Source organism: Aeromonas sp. 75A, from assembly GCF_051919425.1.
Classification (GTDB): domain Bacteria; phylum Pseudomonadota; class Gammaproteobacteria; order Enterobacterales; family Aeromonadaceae; genus Aeromonas; species Aeromonas veronii.
On the sequence record NZ_JBQBES010000002.1, the window covers coordinates 2,228,235 to 2,249,071 of the forward strand.

Below are 20,837 nucleotides of genomic sequence, written 5' to 3' on the forward strand. Positions count from 1 at the left end.
CGGAGCCGGTCGCTGGCAGATCTCGTCAGCGACCGGGTTTGCAATGCGGGTGCGGGGTTCAGACCCGCAGATCGATCTGCTGCACCCAGCCTCCTTTACCTTGTTCGGTGAGATAGAGGCCGGATTGGCGCAGCACCCCCTGATTGCCGCTCTCCCCCAGATGGTTGAAGGGGGTGTCGAGGGGGCGTAGCAGGATGGCGCCGATCCCCAGTTCGACCAGAGCTATAGGTGCGTGCTCCGGATGCCAGAACTGCAGGGCTGAAAACCGGCTATCCCCCTCATCCAGCACTCCGTTGCCATCCTCATCCAGGGTGGCCAACTCGCCGAAGCCATTGCCGGAGCGAGCACCAAACAGCTCGCCCCCATCGTCTATGGTGCCGTTGCCGTTGCGATCCAGCGCCACAAAGCCGCTGCCTTCACTCAAGCCCGGCAGGCTATCCTCTTTGCCATCCTGATCAATGTCGAACTTGACCCGGGCGTCGGTCAGGCCGGCGATTTTTCCATCCAGACTGAGCACCAGCGGATCCTTGAGGGCATTGAGGGTAGTGCGGCGCTTGCTGATATCGAGCTGGCGCCAGTCGAGGATAAAGCCGAGATCGAGTTGCAGGCTCTGGCCATCCTGAGTCGCTACGCTGGCCGATGCCACCACGTTGAGCTGCTCCTGTTGCAGCAGGGTGTCCGTTACCTCCACCAGGTGATCCGGCTCGGCGGCTTGAGCAGCGGCATCTCCTTGGGTCACTCCATCGCCCCCCTCTTCGGAGGGTTTGATCGGCTTGGGCAGCTCGATTTCGTGGCCCAGCATCGCCTCAATCATCAGCTTGATCAGCCGCTGGCGGTTATCCAGTCCATCGTCGGGAATACCATCCTGCTCTTTGCCGACGTCCCCTGCGGGCGGGGTGGGAGGTGTTGCAGCTTGCTGGCTGGCGGCTGATTGCCTTGCGGTTTGCAGCGTCAGGGCGCTGGTGAGGGTCAGAGTGCTGCTGCGTTCGCCGGCCGCAGCCGTGTTGTTGCCTTCCGGTGGATTGACGACGGGTGGCACTGGCCCGAGGTTGCGCACCTTGCGGCTCTGGGCCTGTTTTTGCCGGTATTGCACCTCCCCCTGGAGGTCGTAGTGATCGATGCGCATACGTTCGCCCTCGGCGCTATACATCTGGTCAGTTATCGACCAGCCAATGAGCAGGGCTTAACACCAAATCGGACTAATCAGAGAGGTGGTTAGTACTAGGTTGCAAGGTGGTGGCGTGGCAGGATGGCAAAAGACTGGATGGTGGCGCTTTAGTTGAACATTTTCAGGTAGCGCTGCGCACGCTGGATGACAAGCGGCATCGGTAAGGATAGGGAGAATTACATGAGAAATTGTCTGGTGATGGACGTGGCGGGCTATGGTGGATTCCTGTCTGGCGCCCCTTGCATCAATGATGCTGAGGGCTGCACGCATGCGTAACTGTCTGGTGATGGGGGCGGCGGGCTATATAGGCTCCTATCTGGTGCCTCACCTGCAAACGCTGGGCTACAGGGTGATTGCCGGGGCGCGCCGTCCCTGCCGCTTGCCTGAGGGAGTCGAGTTTCGCCTCGCCGACAGCCTCAAGCCGATCACCTTGCTGCCTGCGCTGGCGGGCATAGATACCGTCTTCTATCTGGTGCATGCCATGGGGGCGGGGGCAGATTTTCACCGATTGGAGCAGCAGGGGGTAAAGAACTTCGCTGCCGCCGCCCGTGCTGCCGGGGTGCGCCGCATCATCTATCTCGGGGCAATCCAGCCCGAGCAGTGCAACAGTCGCCATCTCAACTCCCGCCGCCATTGCGGCGAGCTGTTTCGTGACTCCGGTGTGCCGACGGTGGAGCTGCGCGCCGGCATCATCATCGGGCCCGGTTCGGCGGCGTTCGAGGTGATGCGGGATCTGGTGTTCAACCTGCCGATGATGGTGACGCCCAAATGGGTGCGCTCGCGCACGCCGCCGATAGCGCTGTCCAACCTGCTGCACTATCTGGGTGGGCTGGTGGAAGCCGACGAGGTGGATGGGCGCATCTTCAATGCGGTCGGCCCCGAGCTGCTCAGCTATCAACAGCAGTTGCAGAAGTTCGCCGCCCATATCGGCAAGCGCTGCCCCATCATTCCCATTCCGTTTCTGAGTCCGCGCCTCTCCGCCTGGTGGCTGCAGTTTGTCACCTCGGTGCCACAGCCGGTGGCCAAGGCGCTGGTGGGGGGTCTCAAGCACGATATTCCGGCCGATGACGGCCCGCTACGTGCCCTGCTGCCCCAGACCCTGCTCAGCTTCGACGAGGCGCTGGCGGAGAGTCTGGCGCTGGAGCAGAAGCTGGGAGCCGAACAGCAGGGGCAGGAGACGCCGCTCGGCCTGCGCTGGCGCCATCCCGAATATGGTTTCTACGATCGCACCGCCAGCGGCGAGGCCATCTGCCTCGCCTCTCCCGAGGTGGTGTGGCAGGTGTTGCAGCAGCTGGGGGGTGAGCAGCGCTACTTCTACATGAACGAGCTGTGGGTGGTGCGCGAATGGATGGATCACCTGATCGGCGGCCCGGCCCGCACCCGTGGCCGCACCAATCCGGATCGCTTCGTGAAGGGTGACATGCTCGACTCCTGGCAGATCCTCGGCGTGGATGAGGGGCGCAGGCTCGATCTCTTGTTCAACATGAAGGCCCCGGGCGTCGGGCGGCTGGAGTTCAACATCCTGCCGGAGGAGTCGGGGCTGACCCGCATCCGGGTCACTGCTCACTGGCACCCGCAGGGCGCCTGGGGGTTGGCCTACTGGCTCGCCATGCTGCCGTTCCACCTCTTTATCTTTCAGGGGATGACCGAGGCCATCGCCCGTCAGGCCGAGGCGAGGGCTGGTATCCCGGTGATGGATTAACCCTCTTCACATCATTCCCGCTGATAGAGTGCCCCGCTCGGGGCACTTTTTATGCGGCGGCCATGCCCGGTTATGGCAGATAGTGGTAGGCGTCTCATGGCAAAGGCTGGCATCATGCCGCGGTCTTGTTTACCGCGGATAGATAATCAGTCAGAAAAAGAAGGGATTATGAAGAAGAAACCGTCAATTTTGGGGGGCGCCTGCATCATTGCCAGCGTCTGCGTGGGAGCCGGCATGCTCGGTCTGCCAAGTTCGGGGGCGGGGGCCTGGACCCTCTGGTCGGTGCTGGCGCTGACCGTCACCATGGTTATGATGACCCTCTCCGGCTGGATGTTGCTGGAATCCTTCCAGCACCACGACATGCGGGTCTCCTTCAATACCGTGACTCGCGAGCTGCTGGGGGAGAAGCTCAATCTCCTCAACAACCTCTCAGTCTACTTTGTTGGCGGCATTCTGCTCTACGCCTATATCACCTCCTCCGGTGCCATCTTGCAGGGGATACTGGGGATCGACAGCAAGCTCGCGTCCGTGCTGTTCGTGGCGCTCTTCTCTGCGGTGGTGTGGCACTCGACTCGCGCCGTTGACCGCATCTCTGTGGTGCTGATCGCCTTCATGATCCTCAGTTTCGCCCTCGGTGTGGCCGGGCTGCTCGGCAGTATCAAGCTGCCGACCCTGCTCGATCTGGCGGGCAGCGAGAGTCGCTATGCCCCCTATGCCATGGCGATGTTGCCGGTGGCACTCACCTCGTTTGGCTATCACCACTCGGTGGCCTCCCTGCGTGCCTACTACCAGAACGAGCAGCAGGCCAGATGGGCCATTCTGGGGGGAACCCTGATCGCGCTGGCGCTCTACGTGCTCTGGCTGCTGGGGATCTTCGGCAACCTGCCCCGTCAGGATTTTGCTCCCGTGATTGCCAAGGGGGGCGATGTGAGCGTGCTGCTCTCGGCCCTCTCCGGGGTCATTGAATCGGAGAAGGTGGCCAGCGCCATCAACGGCTTCTCCATGGCGGCTATCCTCTCCTCCTTTATCGGGGTGGGGCTCGGGGTGTTCGACTATCTGGCTGATCTGTTCAAGTTCGACAACAGCCGCGCCGGTCGCAGCAAGACCTGGGCGGTCACCTTCCTGCCGCCGCTGGTGCTCTCCCTGCTCTTCCCATTCGGCTTCCTGCTGGCCATCGGCTATGCCGGTGCCGCCGCCACCATCTGGACCTGCATCATCCCGGCATTGCTGGTGCTGCGCACCCGGGCGCGGGCCGAGCGGGGCGAAGTGACCCCCCATTTCGTCACCCCCGGCGGCAAGCTGATGGCCTGGTTGCTGATCCTGTTCGGTTTGGCGACCGCACTGTTCCACTTCCTGTCGATGGCGAATTTGCTGCCGGTCTATCTGGGCAACTGAGTCAGGTCTACAGCACTGACAGAAAGGGCGGCAAGGCCAACTTGCCGCCCTTTTTGCTCCATTTTTATCCCATGTGGCAGAATCTATAACTAAAGTGGTAGTTGTGGGCGGGGTAAGGTGCTGAAATAACTGGTCTGATCTGGCTGATGGCAGCATGATCTGCTGGGCATGCCCACCGCTTTCTTTTATGATCCCCGCCCTTCTGCGTGCCCCCTGTCGGCACCTCATTTGCACCAACCACATCGGGGTCCCCCATGTCCGATCTGCGTCAAGAAGCACTCGATTACCACGCCCAGCCCGTACCGGGCAAAATTGCCATCGCCCTGACCAAGCCTGCCGAAACCGCCCGCGATCTGGCGCTGGCCTACAGCCCGGGGGTTGCCGAGCCGGTGCGCGAGATCGCAGCCAACCCGGCCGATGCCTACCGCTATACCGGCAAGGGCAATCTGGTGGCCGTCATCTCCAACGGCACCGCCATTCTGGGTCTGGGCAATCTGGGGCCGCTGGCCTCCAAGCCGGTGATGGAAGGCAAGGCCCTGCTGTTCAAGCGCTTCGCCGGTATCGATGCCATCGACATCGAGGTGAAGCACGAGACCAGCCAGCAGTTTATCGACACGGTGGCGGCTATCGCCGATACCTTCGGTGGCATCAATCTGGAAGATATCAAGGCACCGGAGTGTTTCGAGATCGAGCAGGCGCTGATCGCACGCTGCGACATTCCGGTATTCCACGATGACCAGCACGGTACCGCCATCGTTACCGCCGCCGGCCTGCTCAATGCGCTGGAAGTGCAGGGCAAGCAGATCAGTGACAGCCGCATCGTCTGTATGGGGGCGGGGGCTGCCGCGACTGCCTGTATGGATCTGCTGATCAAGTGTGGCGCCAGGGCGCACAACATCTTCATGCTGGATCGTCAGGGTGTCATCCACACCGGCCGCAGCGATCTCAACAAGTACAAGCAGCGCTTCGCCAACGAGACCCCGCTGCGTACCCTGATGGATGTCATCGAAGGGGCGGATGTGTTTGTTGGTGTCTCCGGCCCCGATGTGCTGCCCGCCGAAGCGGTCGCCCTGATGGCACCGAATCCGGTGATCTTCGCCTGCTCCAACCCGGATCCGGAGATCAAACCGGCACTGGCCCACTCGGTGCGCAGCGACCTTATCATGGGCACCGGTCGATCCGACTACCCGAACCAGATCAACAACGTGCTCTGCTTCCCCTTCATCTTCCGCGGTGCCCTCGATGCCCGTGCCAGCCGCATCAACGATGCCATGAAGATTGCCGCGGTCGAGGCGATCCGTGCGCTGGCCAAGGAGCCGGTGCCGGCCGAGGTGCTGACCGCAGCCGGGGTGAGCGAGCTAGCCTTCGGCAAGGATTACGTCATTCCCAAGCCGATGGATGCCCGTCTGCTGCCGCGGGTTGCCCGTGCCGTGGCGCTGGCGGCGGTGGCCTCTGGCGTCGCCCGCATCGAGCTGCCCGCGGACTACATGCTGTAATCCGGCGTTGCAAACGGCCCCATAGCGGGGCCGTTTTTAATTCTGCCTCTCGCGACAGCCAGAGGCGCAACCCGGGTGACAGGCGGGGTGATAAGAGGGCAAATCGGGTTCAAAGGTGGTCAAACAGCGCTCTCCTCTGACACAATATTGCCACTATGACGCTAACGAGAATCAAGATGCAGCAGCCTGTCAGCGGCCGTTTGGCCCACGCCCTCTCCTTCTTGCGCCATGATGGTCGCCACTTTGCCCAGTTTGTCTGGGGCCGTTTCCAGCAGGACAGATTGACCGTCACCGCCGGCTATCTGGCCTATGTCACCCTGCTTTCGCTGGTGCCGATGATCGCCGTGGTCTTTGGCATGATGTCCGCCTTCCCGGTGTTCCAGAGCCTCAAGCAGGCGATGGAGCAGTTCGTCTACCACAACTTCGTACCGACGGCGGGAGAGGTGCTCAAGGAGTACATCGATGGCTTCGTCGCCAATGCCACCAACACCACGGCGGTGGGGATCGGGGCGCTGGTGGTGGTGGCGCTGATGCTGATCTCCGCCATCGACAAGAACCTCAACTACATCTGGCGTTCGACCCAGGGCCGCCCGCTGGCGCAGGCGTTTGCCATGTACTGGATGATCCTCACCCTGGGGCCCGTGCTTATCGGGGCCAGTATCGCCATCTCCTCTTACATCTTCTCGCTGCGGCTGTTTGGCGCCGAGAGCCTGTTCGGCATCGGCTATCTGCTGCTGCGCGGCTTGCCGTTCCTCTTCTCGGTGCTCACCTTCCTGCTGGTCTATACCGTGGTACCGAACTGCAAGGTGCGGCTGGCCCACGCCTTTATCGGCGCGCTGGTGGCGGCGACCCTGTTCGAGCTGGCCAAGCGCGGCTTTGCCATCTACATCACCAGCTTCCCCTCCTATCAGGCCATCTACGGCGCTTTGGCCACCATCCCGATCCTGTTTGTCTGGGTCTATCTCAGCTGGCTGGTGGTGCTGCTCGGCGCGGAGACTACCGCCTGCCTCGGCGAGTACGAGAAGCCGGCGAGCGAGGAGCTTGGCTAAGCCATCGCCTTGGCCACCGGTTTATTGGTAGCATCGACGACCGCCCCTGCAATCGAGCCGGGGCGGTCGTTCTGTTTTGAGAGGAGAGGGATGTGATTGCATTGATTCAGCGGGTCAGCGAGGCCAGCGTGACTGTCGAGGGGGAGGTGACCGGCGCCATCGGTCAGGGATTGCTGGTACTGCTCGGGGTAGAGCAGGGGGATGACGAGGCCAAGGCCGACAAGTTGCTGCATCGGGTCAGTGGTTATCGCATCTTTCCGGATCAGGAGGGCAAGATGAACCTGAATGTCAGCCAGATCGGCGGCAGTCTGCTGGTTGTCTCCCAATTCACGCTGGCGGCGGATACCAAGCGAGGGATGCGTCCCAGCTTCTCCTGCGGTGCTCACCCGAGCGAGGCCGAGCGGCTCTATGACTACTTCGTGGCCAAGGCCGCCGCCAGCGGCATCCCGACCGAAACCGGCCGTTTTGCCGCCGACATGAAGGTGGCGCTGGTCAACGAGGGGCCAACGACGTTCTGGCTACAGGTCTGAAGATGTTTCGTCCCGCGGTGTGACGTGGACGATTACGTTGATGAGCCCCGCAACCGGATAGGGGGTGGCGGGGCCAATCCACTGTTCTATCAGTGTCAGGGCGTGGGTTAGCTCCAGTGCGGTGCGCGGCAGCAGGTTGATCACCAGGGTGCCGCAGAGGCGGGGAGCCAGCGCCCGGTAGAGCCGCTCCTGAAACAGCAGCAGCGGGTTGCCATCCTGACTGAAGAGATCGAGCAGGATGAGGTCGTACTGCTGCTCGCTCTGCTCGAGAAAGGCGAGGGCATCGGCCTGATGGAGTGCGGGAGCGGCGTGTTCATCGCTCTCCTGATACTGGAAAAACTGCTGATAAACGGTCAGTACCTCTTCGTCGAGGTCAACGCACTCGTGGCGGGCATCTGGCCAGCGTTGGCAGAGATGGCGGGTGAGATCGCCGCCACCCAGACCCAGCTCGAGTATCTGTGTGGCCTGTTCCGGCAGCAGGCAGGCGATGACTCGCTGATGGGGTAGACAGAGAGCTGCGGGGTCGGCGAGCGACATGGCGGATTGCACCACGCCGTCTATCTCCAGCCAGCGGTGCTGGTCATTTTCCTGTACCGTGAGGCGGCGCTGGGGTTTGACGCTGAGGTGCAACAAGTGATCGGCTTGGTACGCTTGCAGATTGAAGTCCATGAATTTGCACGGCAAGATGGTTTCCGACCAGTGTAACTCAAGGATCGATCTATGTACCGGGTGGTCACCCCCCAAACGGCAGCCGAGCCGGGTACTTACTGCAAGCTGCGCTGGAAACGTCTGTGTAAGCCCTTCCATCTGCCAGTCGGCGCAAACTCAAGGATGAAACTATGTATCGGGTAGTCACACCTCAAACGGCCGCCGAGCTGGATGCCTACTACCAGTTGCGCTGGGAACTTCTGCGTAAGCCCTTCAATCTGCCGGTCGGTTCCGAGCGGGACGAATATGACACGGTTGCCATTCACCGGCTGATGCTGGCACCCGATGGCACCCCTATTGCGGTAGGGCGCCTCTTTATCGGCGGCGACGAGGCGCAGATCCGCTTTATGGCGCTGCGTCCCGAATATCGCGGCCAAGGGCTGGGCGCCCGAATGGTGGAGGATCTCGAGGAGCTGGCCCGCAGCGAGAAGGTGAAGCGACTAGTGATGAACGCCCGTCAGGAGGCGGTGGAGTTCTATCGCAAGTGCGGCTTTCTCGAAGTGGGGGGCGGCCCCGTCTCCTTTGGCCGGATTCCCCATCGCCAGATGATCAAATCCCTGAGCCCGTTGCAGACTATCCAGTATCGGCCGGAGTGGTGTCAGGATCTCACCACCCGCTGGTCGCGCGGGGTGCCCATCAGCGAGAAGATGGGGATGCACATCAGCCACTACGATGGCCAGACCTTCCACCTCAAGGCCAATCTGGCGGCCAACCTCAACGTGCACGGCAGCATGTTTGCCGGCAGTGTCTACAGCCAGTGTGTGCTGGCGGGTTGGGGGCTGATCTGGCTGCAACTTAAAGAAGAGGGGCTGGTGGGCGAACCGGTGCTGGCCGAGAGCACCATCAAATATCATGGCCCGGTCGATGAGGAGCCGGAGGCGCGGGTGGCTCGCGAGGGGATGCCCGCCGTGCTGCAGCCGCTCAAACGGGGGGAGCCTGCCACCTTCAGCCTCAAGATCCAGCTGTTCAGCGGCAGCAAGCTGGCGGCTGAGTTCTGCGGCCACTACGTGGTGCAGCCGCCCCGCCGTCCGGGCCAGTAACCGCGTCGTTTCCCCATCAAACAACAAGGCCTCATCATGAGGCCTTGTCTGTTTTTACCCTTGCTGGCTTTCGCTTGTCTGCCCGGCTTGGGTCTGCACTTGGGCCTGGTTTTGGGCTTTCGGTGCGGGAGCCGGTCGCCAGAGCGGGGCGCTGTTGCCTTGCGGCGGATAGCGTACTCCCACTTCCCAGCCGCAGGCGTCCTGCTTCTGCGGGAAGCTCCAGGCCAGTGTGGGTTCCGTCAGCGGCCCGCGCCACTGGCCGAGCAGCTCGGCGCAGCGGTTGCCATTGAGGATCCCCAGATCCAGCTGCCACTGCTCGTTGACCAGATCGATCCCCCCTTGCAGCGCCAGCAGATGGGTGATGGTGGAGGCACCAGCCTGCTCGATCTGCAGTTGCCCCTTGTCGATCTTGCCCAGCAGCTTGATGCGGTAGAAGGGGGTATCACCCTCCTGCATCGCCTGCCACAGCTGATCCGGCGTCAGGGTGGGCGGGGTCGCCCCCTTGAACCACTCATCCAGCAGCGGATCTATCTTCACCTTGTCCCAGAACGGCTCGTCGGCATCGAGGGCAAAGCTGCCTTGCAGGGTCTGGCGCCACTCGCCTGCCGTTTTGCCATGTTCGGCTTGCAGGTCGGCACTCACATCCGCCTTGCCGGCGAAGGAGACCGGAGAGTGGAATATCTTGCCCCACTGCTGCAGATCCAGCTTGGTCGCCTGCAGTTGCAGGCGGCTGCTCTGGCCCGGTGTGCGGCCCCACTGGCCACTCAGGCTGAGGCTGCCCTCATCCGGCAGCGAGCTGGTGAGTTTTCCCAGTTGCCAGGAGCTGGGGGTCAGCTCCCCATCCAGCTCGCCGTTGCGGGCGCTGAGGCCATCCCACACCAGCTCGAACCACTTGCTCTCGATACGGGCACGGCCGAGCAGCGGGCCGGGTTGGTTATCGCGCAGGGCGAGATCGCTCAGATAGAGCTGCCAGCCGGTCAGCGACAGGGGCAGGGTATCGTCGAAGGAGAGCACCTTGAGCTTGTCGAACGCCAGCTTGCGGATATCGACCTGCTGCGGGCGCCAGCTCTGCCAATCCTGCCACCACCCCTGTGGCAGGCTGATGTCCATGCCGCTCAGCGCCACGTCTTTCAGGGTCAGCTTCTGCTGCTGGCTATCGAGGGAGAGCTCGACATTGAACTCCCCTTCATAGGCCTTGCCCTGCAGTTCGCCGTCGATCTGCTGGGGCGAGAAGGCGAGCTTGCCCTTGATCTCCTCCAGCTGGAACAGGCCACGGCCCATGTCGCCCAGGGTGCCGCTCAGATAGCCGGTGGGCTGGCTGCCCGCCTGCCAGTTGAAGGCGGTGAGCTGGCCGCTGAAGTTGTTGAAGGAGAGCTCCTGATTGATGTCGTTGAGGCTGACGCCGTCCAGCTGACCGCGATCCAGCGACACGCTTTGCAACGGGAAGCGCTGCGGGAAGCCTTGTTGTGTCAGATCCCCCAGCTCCACCCGCATGCCGCGTGCCTTGAGGTCATGCAGTTGCAGGGTGCGGGCGGGCCAGTCCAGCACCATGCCGGTCTCCAGCAGACCGTCGAACAGGTTGGTCACCAGCTTGTCGGTGCGCAGCACTTCTCCTTCCAGCCGTCCTTGCAGGTTGAGACGGGCGAAGGTGAACTGCGGAGTCTCCAGCTGGCCGATATTGAGGCTCAGGTTGGCCTGTGGCTGCCGTTTAGGGTCGATCAGCTCCCAGTCACTCAGGGTGGCATTGAGACCGCGCAGGGTCAGCTCGCTGCTCTCCAGACTGAGGCGATCGATAGTGCTGTCGTTGATGGTGAGGGAGTGCACCGGCAGGTTCGGCAACTGGTTGGGCAGTGGCAGCTTGATGGCGGGACGAATGAGATCGAGATGGGCGATGCGCACGTCGCGGCTCAGCCAGTCGATGCTCTCGATCTCCAGATAGATCTTGTCGAGGGAGACCGCATCGCCGTAACGCACCTGCTCAGCCAGCAGGGTGTAGGGGTGGAGCGGGTTGAACACCAGTCGCCCTATGGTGACCGGCACACCGGTCTGCTGGCTGATCCAGCTGGCGATGGGGCCTTTGGCGCGCTCGGCGTCGAACAGGCCGAGGGCAACCCAGACAAACAGCAGCAGGAAGGCGAAGGTGTAGAGCAGGCCGCGTAGCCAGGAATTCATGGTTGCTTTCCTCCTGTTTTGGGATGTGTTGTCAGGCGTTTGAGTAGTGGTCTCGCAGACCGAGCCAACGGCGAATCAAGGGTTCGACATGACTCGGGTGCCTATCCATGAGGAAGCGAGCCATCTTCTGCACCTGTGGAATAAGCGGCTGATCCCGCACCAGATCGGCGATCTTGAGATCGGCCAGACCGGTCTGGCGGGTGCCGAGCAGTTCCCCCGGGCCGCGCAGTTCCAGATCGCGCTGGGCGATCTGGAAGCCGTCGTTGGTCTCCCGCAGCACCCCGAGCCGGCTCTGGGCCGTCTTGGACAAGGGGGCATGATAGAGCAGCACGCAGTGTGAGGCCACCGCCCCCCGGCCAACCCGGCCGCGCAGCTGGTGCAACTGCGCCAGCCCGAGCCGTTCCGGGTTCTCGATGATCATCAGGCTGGCGTTGGGCACATCCACCCCCACCTCGATGACGGTGGTGGCGACCAGCAGTTGCAGTATGCCCGCCTTGAACTCCTCCATCACCCGCTGTTTCTCGACCGGACGCATCCGGCCGTGCACCAGCCCGATATGCAGGCCGGGCAGCAGGGTCTGCAGCTCGGCAGCGGTATCCTCGGCGGCCTGGCACTCCAGCACCTCCGACTCCTCGATCAGGGTGCAGACCCAGTAGGCCTGCTTGCCCTCGGTGCAGGCGAGCTTGACCCGCTCGATCACGTCGCCGCGACGGCTGTCGGGCAGCGCCACCGTGGTGATGGGGGTTCGGCCCGGCGGCAGTTCGTCGATGATCGAGGTGTCGAGGTCGGCATAGGCGGTCATCGCCAGGGTGCGAGGGATGGGGGTGGCGGTCATGATGAGCTGATGGGGATGTACCCCTTCCCGCTCCCCTTTCTCGCGCAGGGCTAGGCGCTGATGCACCCCGAATCTGTGCTGTTCATCGATGATGACCAAGGCGAGGCGCTGGAACACCACCAGCTCCTGAAAGATGGCGTGGGTGCCCACCACCATCTTGACGCTGCCATCGGCGATGGCGGCCAGCGACTCTTCCCGCGCCTTGCCTTTCTGTTTGCCCGCCAGCCAGCCGACTCCAATGCCGAGCGGCTCCAGCCACTTGGCAAAGTTGATGGCGTGCTGTTCCGCCAGCAGCTCGGTCGGCGCCATCAGCCCCACCTGACAGCCGTTGCCGATGGCCTGCAGGGCCGCCAGCGCCGCGACCAGGGTCTTGCCGGAGCCTACGTCACCCTGCACCAGCCGCATCATGGGGTGACTCTGTTGCAGATCCTTGCTTATCTCGGCCACCACCCGGCTCTGGGCGCCGGTGGGCTTGAACGGCAGGGCGCCGAGCAGCTGTTCGACCAGCTCGGGCGCCGGTTTGAGGGCGCGAGCCAGCTGGGTTTGTGCCTGAGCACGCACCTTCAAGACCGAGAGGTTGTGCGCCAGCAGCTCCTCCAGTACCAGTCGCTGCTGGGCCGGATGCTGGCCGCTTTCCAGCAGTGGTAGTGCCACCGAGGGGGGCGGACGGTGCAACAGGCGCAGGGCGGCGGCCAGTTCAATCTGGTGGGGATAGAGGCCAGCAGGCAGCAGCTCCTCCACCCCGTACAGGTCGAGTTGAGCCAGCGCCTGATCGGTGAGGTTGCGCAGGGTGAGCTGGCGCAGTCCTTCGGTGGTCGGGTAGACGGGGGTGAGCGCCTCTTCGGTCTGGCCGGCCTGCTCCTCGCCGAGCAGCTTGTACTCGGGGTGAGCCATCTCCAGTCCGTACTTGCCGGGGCGCACCTCGCCAAAGCAGCGGATCAGGCGGCCCGCCGCCAGACTGTTTTTCTGGGCGGCGGTGAAGTTGAAAAAGCGCAGGGTGAGGGTGCCGGTGCCATCGCTGATGCGACAGACCATCATGCGGCGGCGCCCCATCACCAGCTGAGTGTCCTGGATTTCGCCCTCGACTGCGCCGTGAAGGCCGGGCGGCAGATCGCCGATGGGCCATACCTGGGTGCGGTCCTCGTAGCGCAGGGGGAGGTGGAACAGCAGATCCTGTACCGTGGCCAGCCCCAGCCGCTCGAGCTTCTCCAGCATCTTGCTGCCGACACCCTTGAGGCTATCGAGAGGAATTTTATCCAATTTCATCAATTAGATGCCCGAAAACACTGTAAATATGTCCAGATGATAGGGGTTGTTGCGGGGCCGATGCAAGCCGAGTTGCTGCTGGCAGGGCCGCCAAGGTGGGGGAAACGGCGGATATAACAAAGGCCTGCCGAAAACGGGAGGCCTTTGTGCGGCTGCCAACAGGCAAGGTGCGGGCGCATGGCGCCCAAGGTCAGATGATGCGTTTGAGCAGCAGGTGGGCCTTGACCCTGTGGATCCGTCCCAGCAGCTTGCGCACCTGTTCCGGGTAGTCCTGGATCTGTTCCACCTGATCGAAGTGACTGATCCGCTTGGTGTTGGTCAGGATGTTCTCCCGCTCCGCGTTGAACTGGGGACGCAGCAGGTGGCGACGATCGTGCACCAGCAGGCCGTTCTCCAGATCCAGCGCCCAGGCGCGGGGGTTGAGGTTGTTGCCGGTGAGCAGGGCCCACTCGTCATCCACGAAGATCCCCTTGAGATGGTAGGAGTTGCGCTCACAACACCAGAGCATCAGGTTGAGGCGACCGTCGTCGATGTGGCGCTGGTTGCGCTCGGCAAACTTGCGCAGGTTGGTCTCGTAGAGATAGGGCAGGCCACCGATGGTGGAGAACTTCTCTTCCGGCGGAATGAAGAAGTCGTTGGCGGTCTTGTCGCCCACTACGATGGTGACTTTGCAGCCGCGCTGCAGCAGATCCTCGATATCCTTGCTCAACTCCTTGGGCGGGTTGAAGTAAGGGGTGCAGATGAAGATCTCCCGCTCGGTGGCACGCACCAGATTGCGGATCATCAGGTTGAGCTGATTGTTGCGCTTGCCCAGACCCACCATGGGGGTGACGGCCACCTCCTGAGTGTTGACCGGCATGGTGCTGAAGCGGTACTGGCTCTGGCGCAGGTTCTGCTTGAAGCGGCGGATCGGCCCCTTCAGCTGTTTGGCGCTGGGGATGTCGCTGTGATCCAGTCGCTGCACCGCGTCGCTCTTCACGAACAGATCATCCACGTAGTTGACCATGCTGCGGGCCAGCTCCGGGCTGGTAATCTGGTGATAGCGATCGAAGCGGTAGCGATCCTGCTGATGCAGGTAGATGTCGTTGAGGCTGGCGCCGGAGTAGAGCACCACATCATCGAAGATGAAGCCCTTGAGGTGGAGCACGCCGAGCAGCTCGCGCCCTTTGACCGGCACGCCGTAGATTTCGATCTGGTGCTCGTGTTCGGCAGCCATGGCCTGATACATCAGGTGGTTGCCGCCCTGCTTGCCCTTGCCGATCAGGCCGCGCTGGGCACGGTGGAAGTCGACGAACAGCTTGATGTCGAGGGCCGGATTGCGCTGCTTGGCGGCGTAGAGGGCGGAGAGGATCTCCCGGCCCGCTTCGTCATCCTGCAGATAGAGCGCGACCAGATAGATGCGCCGGGTGGCACTGGCGATAAGCGCAAGAATGCGGCGTTTGAAATCCTGGGCGCTATAGAGCACTTCAAACTGATCCGCTGCGACGGCGATCTGGGGCAGGCGCGCCAGCAGTTGTCGATAATGGGCCGATGAATGCATAGATAAACCTGAAATCACGGGGTTAAGCGTTCCACTCGGAGCGATGAATAGGCGATTCTAGCAATCTCGCCCTCTCAGCCAAAGAAAGAATCATCAGAAAGATGAAAAAGGCCTCACGAGTGAGGCCTTTTTGTCAGCATTTAGCCCTTGTCAGAGGAAGCTGTAGATGATCATCGCCATCACGCCGCCAGTGGTGCCGATGATGGTTTCCATCACGGTCCAGGTCTGCAGGGTCTGCTTCTCGGTCAGGCCGAGGTAGCGGTTCGCCAGCCAGAAACCGGAGTCGTTGACGTGGGAGAGCACGATGGCACCGCCGCCGATGGCGATGGTGACGGCAGCCAGCTGGGCACCGTTCAGGCCGAGCGGCTCCAGCATCGGCAGCACCAGACCACAGGCGGTCAGCATGGCGACGGTGGCGGAACCCTGAATCACCCGCACCGCAGCGGCCAGAATGAAGGCCAGCGCGACGATGGGCAGACCGGAATCGGCCAGCATGTTGCCAAGGGCGGCACCCACACCGGAATCAACCAGCACCTGCTTGAACACGCCACCTGCACCGGTAACCAGAATGATGACGCCCGCCGGCTGGATGGCGCTGTTGCAGACGCTCATCACCTCGTCACGGGACATGCCGCGGCGAATACCCAACAGATAGAAGGCAGCCAGACAGGCGACCATGATGGCGGTGAAGGGGTGACCGATGAACTCCAGCCAGTTGTGCAGGGTGGAGCCCGCCTCGACGAAGCGACCGACGATGGTCTTGAGGCCGATCAGCAGCAGCGGCAGACCGATGAGGCCCATGGCCAGCCCGAAGGAGGGCAGGGATTTGCTGTCATCGTGGACGCTGTTCTGGGCATCGGCAGGCAGCGGCACATCGACGATCTTGCTGATGAAGTCACCGAACAGCGGGCCAGCCAGGATCAGCGCCGGTACGGCGGCGATCAGGCCGAACAGGATCATGTAGCCGAAGTCGGCACCCAGCTGGGATGCCACCAGAATCGGGCCCGGCGCCGGAATAAGGAACGCCTGACAGGTGGCGATACCGGCCAGCAGGGCGATACCGATCTTCACCACGCTGCCGCCGCCACGACGGACGATGGCGAAGGCGACGCCGATCAGCAGCACCACGGCTACGTCAAAGAAGAGCGGCAGGGCGCAGACAAAGCCGGTCAGGGCCATGGCCCAGTTGGCGCGCTTGACGCCGAACTTGCCGAGCAGGGTGTGGGCTACCCGGTCGAGGGCACCGGTCACTTCCATCACCTTGCCAAACATGGCGCCCAGCGCCACCACTACCGCGACGAAACCGAGGGTGCCACCCATCCCTTTCTGGATGGTGTTGGCGATATCGGCCGGGTTCATGCCAGCAGCGAGACCCGCCACCATGGAGACCAGGATCAGGGCTACCACGGCGTGGAGCCGGGCCTTCATCACCAGGAAGAGCAGCAGCACAATCGAGCCGGCGGCTGTCATGATCAGGGAGAGGTCAGACATTGTTATGCGTTCCTTTTTCCAAGTTCAGTTGTGACACCTTGCCGATCCGTCGGCAAACCATATCTTTATGATTTATTTAGATTTATGGCAAGGGCTCAACATCATATGCCCAGGTGACTATGGGTTTGCTCAGTCTGTGGCAGACTTCACATTTTCAATCGTTACCGGTAACATGTTACCGGTAACGTGTTAGATTAGAACCCATCAACAGCTGGTTTTTTGAAAAGTGGGACAGAGGTCAAATTATGGCGGGTAAGTGCATTATCGTGATGGGTGTGTGTGGTAGCGGCAAATCCAGCGTGGGTCTGAAAGTGGCCGAAGCGCTGGGCGCCAAGTTCATCGATGGTGATGACCTGCACCCCAAGGCCAACATCCAGAAGATGGCTGGCGGCAACCCCCTCAACGATGAGGATCGTGCCCCCTGGCTGGAGCGGATCCGCGACGCCGCCTACAGTCTCGAGCAGAAGAACGAGACCGGCATCATTGTCTGTTCCGCCCTCAAAAAGAAGTACCGTGACCAGATCCGCGAAGGCAACGAGTCGGTCAGCTTCATCTTCCTCGATGGCAGCCAGCCGCTGATCCTCGAGCGGATGCGTGCCCGCAAGGGCCACTTCATGCGTGAAAGCATGGTACAAAGTCAGTTCGATACTCTGGAGCGCCCGGATGGCGAAGCCGGTGTATTCCACATCGATATCGACGGCACCTTCGAACAGGTGGTTGACCGCGCCGTCACAGCATTGGAGCAAGCCCAATGATTCATCAGGTAATTTCCGACGTCACCGCCCGCATCCGCGAGCGCAGTGTCGCCCGTCGTCAGGCATTTCTGGCCCGTATCCAGCGTCAGGCAGAGCAGGGCAAGACCCGTGCCGCGCTGGCCTGCGGCAACCTGGCCCACGCCGTGGCCGCCTGCAGCAGTGACGAGAAGGGTCGCATTCTCGATATGACCCGCGCCAACGTCGGCATCGTCACCGCCTACAACGACATGCTGAGCGCCCATCAGCCCTATCAGGGCTATCCGGATCAGATCAAGGCGGTACTGGCCGAGCTGGGCCACAGTGCCCAGGTCGCTGGCGGCGTGCCCGCCATGTGCGACGGCGTGACTCAGGGTCAGCCGGGGATGGACATGTCCCTCTTCTCCCGCGACCTGATCGCCCAGGCGACCGCGCTGTCGCTCTCTCACAACACTTTCGATGCCACCCTGCTGCTCGGTATCTGCGACAAGATCGCCCCGGGCCAGATCATGGGGGCCCTCTCCCACGCCCACCTGCCGACGGCGTTTGTTCCTGCTGGCCCGATGGCGAGCGGCATCAGCAATGACGAGAAGGTGAAGGTGCGTCAGAAGTACGCCGCCGGTGAAGTGGGTCGCGATGCCCTGCTGGAGATGGAGTGCGGCGCCTACCACGCGGCAGGCACCTGCACCTTCTACGGCACCGCCAACACCAACCAGCTGGTATTCGAGGCCATGGGCCTGATGCTGCCGGGTTCTGCTTTTGTGCACCCGCATAGCGAGCTGCGCCGCGCCCTGACCGCCGAAGCGGCCCGCCGCATCAGCGCCATGATCCCGGGTTCCCCGGCCTATCGCCCGCTGAGCGAGGTGCTGGATGAGCGCTCGCTGGTCAACGGTCTGGTGGCCCTGCTCGCCTCCGGCGGCAGCACCAACCACAGCATCCACATGGTGGCGCTGGCCCGCGCGGCCGGTCTGGTACTGACCTGGGATGACATCAGCGATCTCTCCGACGTGGTGCCGCTGCTGGTTCGCATGTACCCGAACGGCCCGGCCGACGTGAACGCCTTCGAACAGGCAGGCGGCGTGCCCGGCCTGATGCGCCGTCTGGCGCAAGAGGGGCTGATCCACATGGACGCCACTCCGGTCTTTGGCGAGATGCAGGATTACCTCAGCCGTCCGGCACTGGTCGATGGCCAGCTGGTATGGCAGCCGGTCGGCGAGAGCGGCGATGCCAGCGTGCTGTCACCTTCCGGCAGCGTGTTCCAGGCCACCGGCGGTACCAAGCTGCTGGCGGGCAATCTGGGCCGCGCCGTGGTCAAGGTCTCCGCCGTGGCTCCCGAGTATCGGGTGATTGAAGCGCCAGCGCGGGTCTTCTCCTCCCAGCATGCGGTGGAAGCGGCCTACAAGGCGGGTGATCTCAATCAGGACGCCGTGATCGTGGTGCGCCACAATGGCCCGGCCGCCAACGGCATGCCGGAGCTGCACAAGCTGATGCCGGTGCTCGGCAACCTGCAGAAGGCGGGTTACAAGGTGGCGCTGGTCACAGATGGCCGCCTCTCCGGTGCCTCCGGCAAGATCCCGGCTGCCATCCACGTCACCCCGGAAGCGCTGCACGGCGGGGCCATCGGCCTGCTGGCCGATGGCGACCTGCTGCGGGTTGACGCGGTAAACGGCAGCCTCGACTGCCTGACTGATTTGAGTGGCCGTACCCAGGCCGAGATTGACCTCACTCTGGAACAAGAGGGGTGGGGTCGTGAACTGTTCAGCGTGATGCGTCGCGCGGTATCGAGCGCCGAGTGTGGCGCTACCATCTTTGACTAAGGAAGAGCTATGCAGAACTGGAAAGTGACCCCGGCCGAGGTGTTTGCCGCCTCCCCCCTGGTACCTGTGATGGTTATCAACGAGCTGGATCAGGCCCTGCCGATGGCCAAGGCGCTGCTCGACGGCGGCATCTCTGTCTTCGAAATCACCCTGCGCACCCCGGTGGCGCTCGATGCCATTGCCCTCATCGCCAAGGCGATGCCGGATGCCATGGTCGGTGCCGGTACCGTGCTCAACTGCGCGCAGTTTGACGCCGCCGTTGCTGCCGGTGCCCGCTTCGTCATCTCTCCGGGGATGACCCCAGCCCTGCTGGCCCACGCGGCCAAGAGCACTGCACCGCTGATCCCGGGCGTGGCAACTCCGTCTGAAGTGATGCAGGCGCTGGAAGCGGGCTATGACCATCTGAAGTTTTTCCCGGCCGAAGCGAACGGCGGCACCAAGGCGCTTTCCGCCATTGCCGCGCCGTTGCCCCAGGTGAAGTTCTGCCCGACCGGCGGTATCGGCCCGAAAAACGTGGCCGACTATCTGGCGCTCAAGTGCGTCGCCACCGTCGGCGGCTCCTGGATGCTGCCGGCCGATGCGGTCAAGAGCGGCAACTGGGAGGAGGTAACTCGCCTCTCCCGCGAAGCGGTTGAGCTGGTTAAACGCTAAGCATCAGTTGTGCAGAAAACCAAACAGGCCACCCTCGGGTGGCCTGCTTCTTTTGGCCATTTTGACAGCGGAAAAGCCATTTACAGGGTGCCGTCTGCTCCCTTATGGTCGTGGTCGGTTTCTTATCCGGCTGGCCGATATGTCCTTTCTCCATCGCTCCTGCCCGCAAGGGCACTTCACTCCGCTGCACTGCCATCCGCAGGCCCAGTATTGCTACATGCAAGAAGGTGGCGGCGTTATCACCGGCGGTGCTGCCAGCGAGCTGCTGGTTGCCGGCCAGCTCTGCTTTATTCCGGCGGGCTGGGAGCACGAGTTTCGCGTGCTGCGCCACTCTCGTCTGTCGCTTATCTATACCGATTCGTCCGCATCAGCCCCTTTTGGTCTGCGGCAGGTAACGCCGCTGCTGGCTGGACTCTTTGCCCGCCTGATCGATTTGGAGGAGGGGGCCGAGCAGGAGGCCTATCTGACAGTGATTGGCCACGAGTTGGTGCGAGCTGCTCCGCAAGCAGCCCAGCCTGCGCTGGCGGCCAACCTCGACCCGCGCCTGCTGCGGGTGCTGGAGCGTTTCTGTCAGGCACCCTCAATCAACACCATGCTTGCCGAGCTGGCCATGGATTGCGGCGCTTCGCTGCGCACCCTCAACCGGCTTTTCCTCCAGCAGCTGGGTTGTACCTTCCGCCAGTGGCGCGAGCAGGTGGTGATGGGGCGGGCCCGTCAGTTGCAGTATCAGGGGTTCACATCGGTGCAGATTGCCGACCTGCTCGGTTACGAAGATCCCGCCGCCTTCTCCCGCGCGCTCCAGCGCTTCGCCCGGCGTGACTCAGCGTCGTGAACCTATGTCGGCATCCTGCTTGCTGCCGCTCAGCAGGCAGGTCACCTCGTCGGTCTGGCAGATCTTGCCGTCGCGAAAGGTGAAGAGGCCGCTCACCTTGCAGACCAGTGGGGCGCCATCGTGGCGGGTAGCTCGCACCACATGGGTCGAGTGCACCTTGTCCCCTTGCGCGATTGTGGCGATAAACTCGATGGTGGCTTCGGCCAGATGATCTCTCAGAGTCGCAATGTGCTGGCGAAAGGCGGCGTAGCCGAGCTGCTCGCCATTCACCTGTTGGCAGTAGTCCAGGGTGAACCACTGGTCGAGCTCGGCCAGGGTAAAACGAGGATCGCAGACAACGCGCTGCAGGCAGGTTCGCAATCGTTCGGTGTTGTTCATTATCTGCTCCTGAAATGTGGCTGTAATGCCGGGCCA

The 20,837-nt window shown here is 62.6% G+C and carries 17 protein-coding genes; 10 read left to right on the top strand and 7 right to left on the bottom strand.

Going from position 1 to position 20,837, the window contains the following annotated elements; all coding sequences use genetic code 11:
* Nucleotides 1-58: 58 nt before the first annotated feature.
* Complete coding sequence (locus ACTG2T_RS10235) at nucleotides 59-1,150, bottom strand: hypothetical protein (RefSeq protein WP_330125277.1); 1,092 nt, start codon at nucleotides 1,148-1,150, stop codon at nucleotides 59-61.
* Nucleotides 1,151-1,436: 286 nt separating this feature from the next.
* Here ACTG2T_RS10235 and ACTG2T_RS10240 point away from each other — a divergent pair, with 286 nt between their 5' ends.
* The 5 genes from ACTG2T_RS10240 to dtd all read left to right on the top strand — a co-directional run bounded on the left by ACTG2T_RS10240 (nucleotide 1,437) and on the right by dtd (nucleotide 7,340).
* Nucleotides 1,437-2,870 (top strand): DUF2867 domain-containing protein, encoded by a 1,434-nt coding sequence (locus tag ACTG2T_RS10240; protein ID WP_069527629.1) that lies wholly within the window; start codon nucleotides 1,437-1,439, stop codon nucleotides 2,868-2,870.
* A gap of 168 nt (nucleotides 2,871-3,038) precedes the next feature.
* Complete coding sequence (locus ACTG2T_RS10245) at nucleotides 3,039-4,265, top strand: aromatic amino acid transporter (protein WP_069527627.1); 1,227 nt, start codon at nucleotides 3,039-3,041, stop codon at nucleotides 4,263-4,265.
* Between the two features lie 254 nt (nucleotides 4,266-4,519).
* Nucleotides 4,520-5,761 (top strand): malic enzyme-like NAD(P)-binding protein, encoded by a 1,242-nt coding sequence (locus ACTG2T_RS10250; RefSeq protein ID WP_042081680.1) that lies wholly within the window; start codon nucleotides 4,520-4,522, stop codon nucleotides 5,759-5,761.
* Nucleotides 5,762-5,937: 176 nt separating this feature from the next.
* Nucleotides 5,938-6,810, top strand: coding sequence for a virulence factor BrkB family protein (locus ACTG2T_RS10255; protein WP_041209731.1), 873 nt, complete (start codon nucleotides 5,938-5,940; stop codon nucleotides 6,808-6,810).
* 92 nt (nucleotides 6,811-6,902) lie between these two features.
* Nucleotides 6,903-7,340, top strand: a complete 438-nt coding sequence (gene dtd, locus ACTG2T_RS10260) for a D-aminoacyl-tRNA deacylase (RefSeq protein WP_005356887.1) — start codon at nucleotides 6,903-6,905, stop codon at nucleotides 7,338-7,340.
* Here dtd and ACTG2T_RS10265 read toward each other — a convergent pair.
* Complete coding sequence (locus tag ACTG2T_RS10265; RefSeq protein WP_330125317.1) at nucleotides 7,329-8,009, bottom strand: spermidine synthase; 681 nt, start codon at nucleotides 8,007-8,009, stop codon at nucleotides 7,329-7,331. The genes dtd and ACTG2T_RS10265 overlap by 12 nt on opposite strands.
* Nucleotides 8,010-8,179: 170 nt before the next feature.
* On the opposite strand from ACTG2T_RS10265, the gene ACTG2T_RS10270 reads away from it, so the two are divergent.
* Nucleotides 8,180-9,088: a bifunctional GNAT family N-acetyltransferase/hotdog fold thioesterase gene (locus tag ACTG2T_RS10270; protein ID WP_330125276.1), complete on the top strand. Its 909-nt coding sequence runs from the start codon at nucleotides 8,180-8,182 to the stop codon at nucleotides 9,086-9,088.
* 54 nt (nucleotides 9,089-9,142) lie between these two features.
* Here the strand turns inward: ACTG2T_RS10270 and ACTG2T_RS10275 are convergent, their stop codons facing one another.
* The 4 genes from ACTG2T_RS10275 to gntU form a co-directional block, all read right to left on the bottom strand.
* The gene (locus ACTG2T_RS10275; RefSeq protein WP_330125275.1) at nucleotides 9,143-11,260 is read right to left on the bottom strand and encodes an AsmA family protein; all 2,118 of its coding nucleotides are present in this window, start codon (nucleotides 11,258-11,260) and stop codon (nucleotides 9,143-9,145) included.
* A 31-nt stretch (nucleotides 11,261-11,291) separates the two neighbouring features.
* On the bottom strand, nucleotides 11,292-13,361 hold the full coding sequence (gene recG / locus ACTG2T_RS10280; RefSeq protein WP_204480654.1) for an ATP-dependent DNA helicase RecG: 2,070 nt from the start codon (nucleotides 13,359-13,361) through the stop codon (nucleotides 11,292-11,294).
* Nucleotides 13,362-13,551: 190 nt separating this feature from the next.
* Nucleotides 13,552-14,901: a CDP-diacylglycerol--serine O-phosphatidyltransferase gene (pssA, locus tag ACTG2T_RS10285; RefSeq protein ID WP_005342654.1), complete on the bottom strand. Its 1,350-nt coding sequence runs from the start codon at nucleotides 14,899-14,901 to the stop codon at nucleotides 13,552-13,554.
* 150 nt (nucleotides 14,902-15,051) lie between these two features.
* Nucleotides 15,052-16,392 (bottom strand): gluconate transporter, encoded by a 1,341-nt coding sequence (gene gntU / locus ACTG2T_RS10290; protein WP_005355418.1) that lies wholly within the window; start codon nucleotides 16,390-16,392, stop codon nucleotides 15,052-15,054.
* A gap of 245 nt (nucleotides 16,393-16,637) precedes the next feature.
* Here gntU and ACTG2T_RS10295 point away from each other — a divergent pair, with 245 nt between their 5' ends.
* The 4 genes from ACTG2T_RS10295 to ACTG2T_RS10310 all read left to right on the top strand — a co-directional run bounded on the left by ACTG2T_RS10295 (nucleotide 16,638) and on the right by ACTG2T_RS10310 (nucleotide 20,423).
* Nucleotides 16,638-17,147, top strand: a complete 510-nt coding sequence (locus ACTG2T_RS10295; RefSeq protein ID WP_005340649.1) for a gluconokinase — start codon at nucleotides 16,638-16,640, stop codon at nucleotides 17,145-17,147.
* The gene (gene edd, locus ACTG2T_RS10300) at nucleotides 17,144-18,940 is read left to right on the top strand and encodes a phosphogluconate dehydratase (RefSeq protein ID WP_021230776.1); all 1,797 of its coding nucleotides are present in this window, start codon (nucleotides 17,144-17,146) and stop codon (nucleotides 18,938-18,940) included. The genes ACTG2T_RS10295 and edd overlap by 4 nt, the downstream gene beginning before the upstream one ends.
* A gap of 9 nt (nucleotides 18,941-18,949) precedes the next feature.
* Nucleotides 18,950-19,591 (top strand): bifunctional 4-hydroxy-2-oxoglutarate aldolase/2-dehydro-3-deoxy-phosphogluconate aldolase, encoded by a 642-nt coding sequence (locus ACTG2T_RS10305; RefSeq protein ID WP_033115605.1) that lies wholly within the window; start codon nucleotides 18,950-18,952, stop codon nucleotides 19,589-19,591.
* A 139-nt stretch (nucleotides 19,592-19,730) separates the two neighbouring features.
* On the top strand, nucleotides 19,731-20,423 hold the full coding sequence (locus ACTG2T_RS10310; protein ID WP_236297650.1) for a helix-turn-helix domain-containing protein: 693 nt from the start codon (nucleotides 19,731-19,733) through the stop codon (nucleotides 20,421-20,423).
* Here the strand turns inward: ACTG2T_RS10310 and ACTG2T_RS10315 are convergent.
* Nucleotides 20,412-20,801: a nuclear transport factor 2 family protein gene (locus ACTG2T_RS10315; RefSeq protein ID WP_330125274.1), complete on the bottom strand. Its 390-nt coding sequence runs from the start codon at nucleotides 20,799-20,801 to the stop codon at nucleotides 20,412-20,414. The genes ACTG2T_RS10310 and ACTG2T_RS10315 overlap by 12 nt on opposite strands.
* Nucleotides 20,802-20,837: the final 36 nt, after the last annotated feature.

Excerpts from the sequence above, each read along its gene's own strand:
- ACTG2T_RS10235 (WP_330125277.1), bottom strand. The coding sequence starts at position 1,150 with ATGTATAGCGCCGAGGGCGAACGTATGCGCATCGATCACTACGACCTC.
- ACTG2T_RS10240 (WP_069527629.1), top strand. The coding sequence starts at position 1,437 with ATGCGTAACTGTCTGGTGATGGGGGCGGCGGGCTATATAGGCTCCTAT.
- ACTG2T_RS10245 (WP_069527627.1), top strand. The coding sequence starts at position 3,039 with ATGAAGAAGAAACCGTCAATTTTGGGGGGCGCCTGCATCATTGCCAGC.
- ACTG2T_RS10250 (WP_042081680.1), top strand. The coding sequence starts at position 4,520 with ATGTCCGATCTGCGTCAAGAAGCACTCGATTACCACGCCCAGCCCGTA.
- ACTG2T_RS10255 (WP_041209731.1), top strand. The coding sequence starts at position 5,938 with ATGCAGCAGCCTGTCAGCGGCCGTTTGGCCCACGCCCTCTCCTTCTTG.
- ACTG2T_RS10265 (WP_330125317.1), bottom strand. The coding sequence starts at position 8,009 with ATGGACTTCAATCTGCAAGCGTACCAAGCCGATCACTTGTTGCACCTC.
- ACTG2T_RS10270 (WP_330125276.1), top strand. The coding sequence starts at position 8,180 with ATGTATCGGGTAGTCACACCTCAAACGGCCGCCGAGCTGGATGCCTAC.
- ACTG2T_RS10275 (WP_330125275.1), bottom strand. The coding sequence starts at position 11,260 with ATGAATTCCTGGCTACGCGGCCTGCTCTACACCTTCGCCTTCCTGCTG.
- recG (WP_204480654.1), bottom strand. The coding sequence starts at position 13,361 with ATGAAATTGGATAAAATTCCTCTCGATAGCCTCAAGGGTGTCGGCAGC.
- pssA (WP_005342654.1), bottom strand. The coding sequence starts at position 14,901 with ATGCATTCATCGGCCCATTATCGACAACTGCTGGCGCGCCTGCCCCAG.
- gntU (WP_005355418.1), bottom strand. The coding sequence starts at position 16,392 with ATGTCTGACCTCTCCCTGATCATGACAGCCGCCGGCTCGATTGTGCTG.
- ACTG2T_RS10295 (WP_005340649.1), top strand. The coding sequence starts at position 16,638 with ATGGCGGGTAAGTGCATTATCGTGATGGGTGTGTGTGGTAGCGGCAAA.
- edd (WP_021230776.1), top strand. The coding sequence starts at position 17,144 with ATGATTCATCAGGTAATTTCCGACGTCACCGCCCGCATCCGCGAGCGC.
- ACTG2T_RS10305 (WP_033115605.1), top strand. The coding sequence starts at position 18,950 with ATGCAGAACTGGAAAGTGACCCCGGCCGAGGTGTTTGCCGCCTCCCCC.
- ACTG2T_RS10310 (WP_236297650.1), top strand. The coding sequence starts at position 19,731 with ATGTCCTTTCTCCATCGCTCCTGCCCGCAAGGGCACTTCACTCCGCTG.
- ACTG2T_RS10315 (WP_330125274.1), bottom strand. The coding sequence starts at position 20,801 with ATGAACAACACCGAACGATTGCGAACCTGCCTGCAGCGCGTTGTCTGC.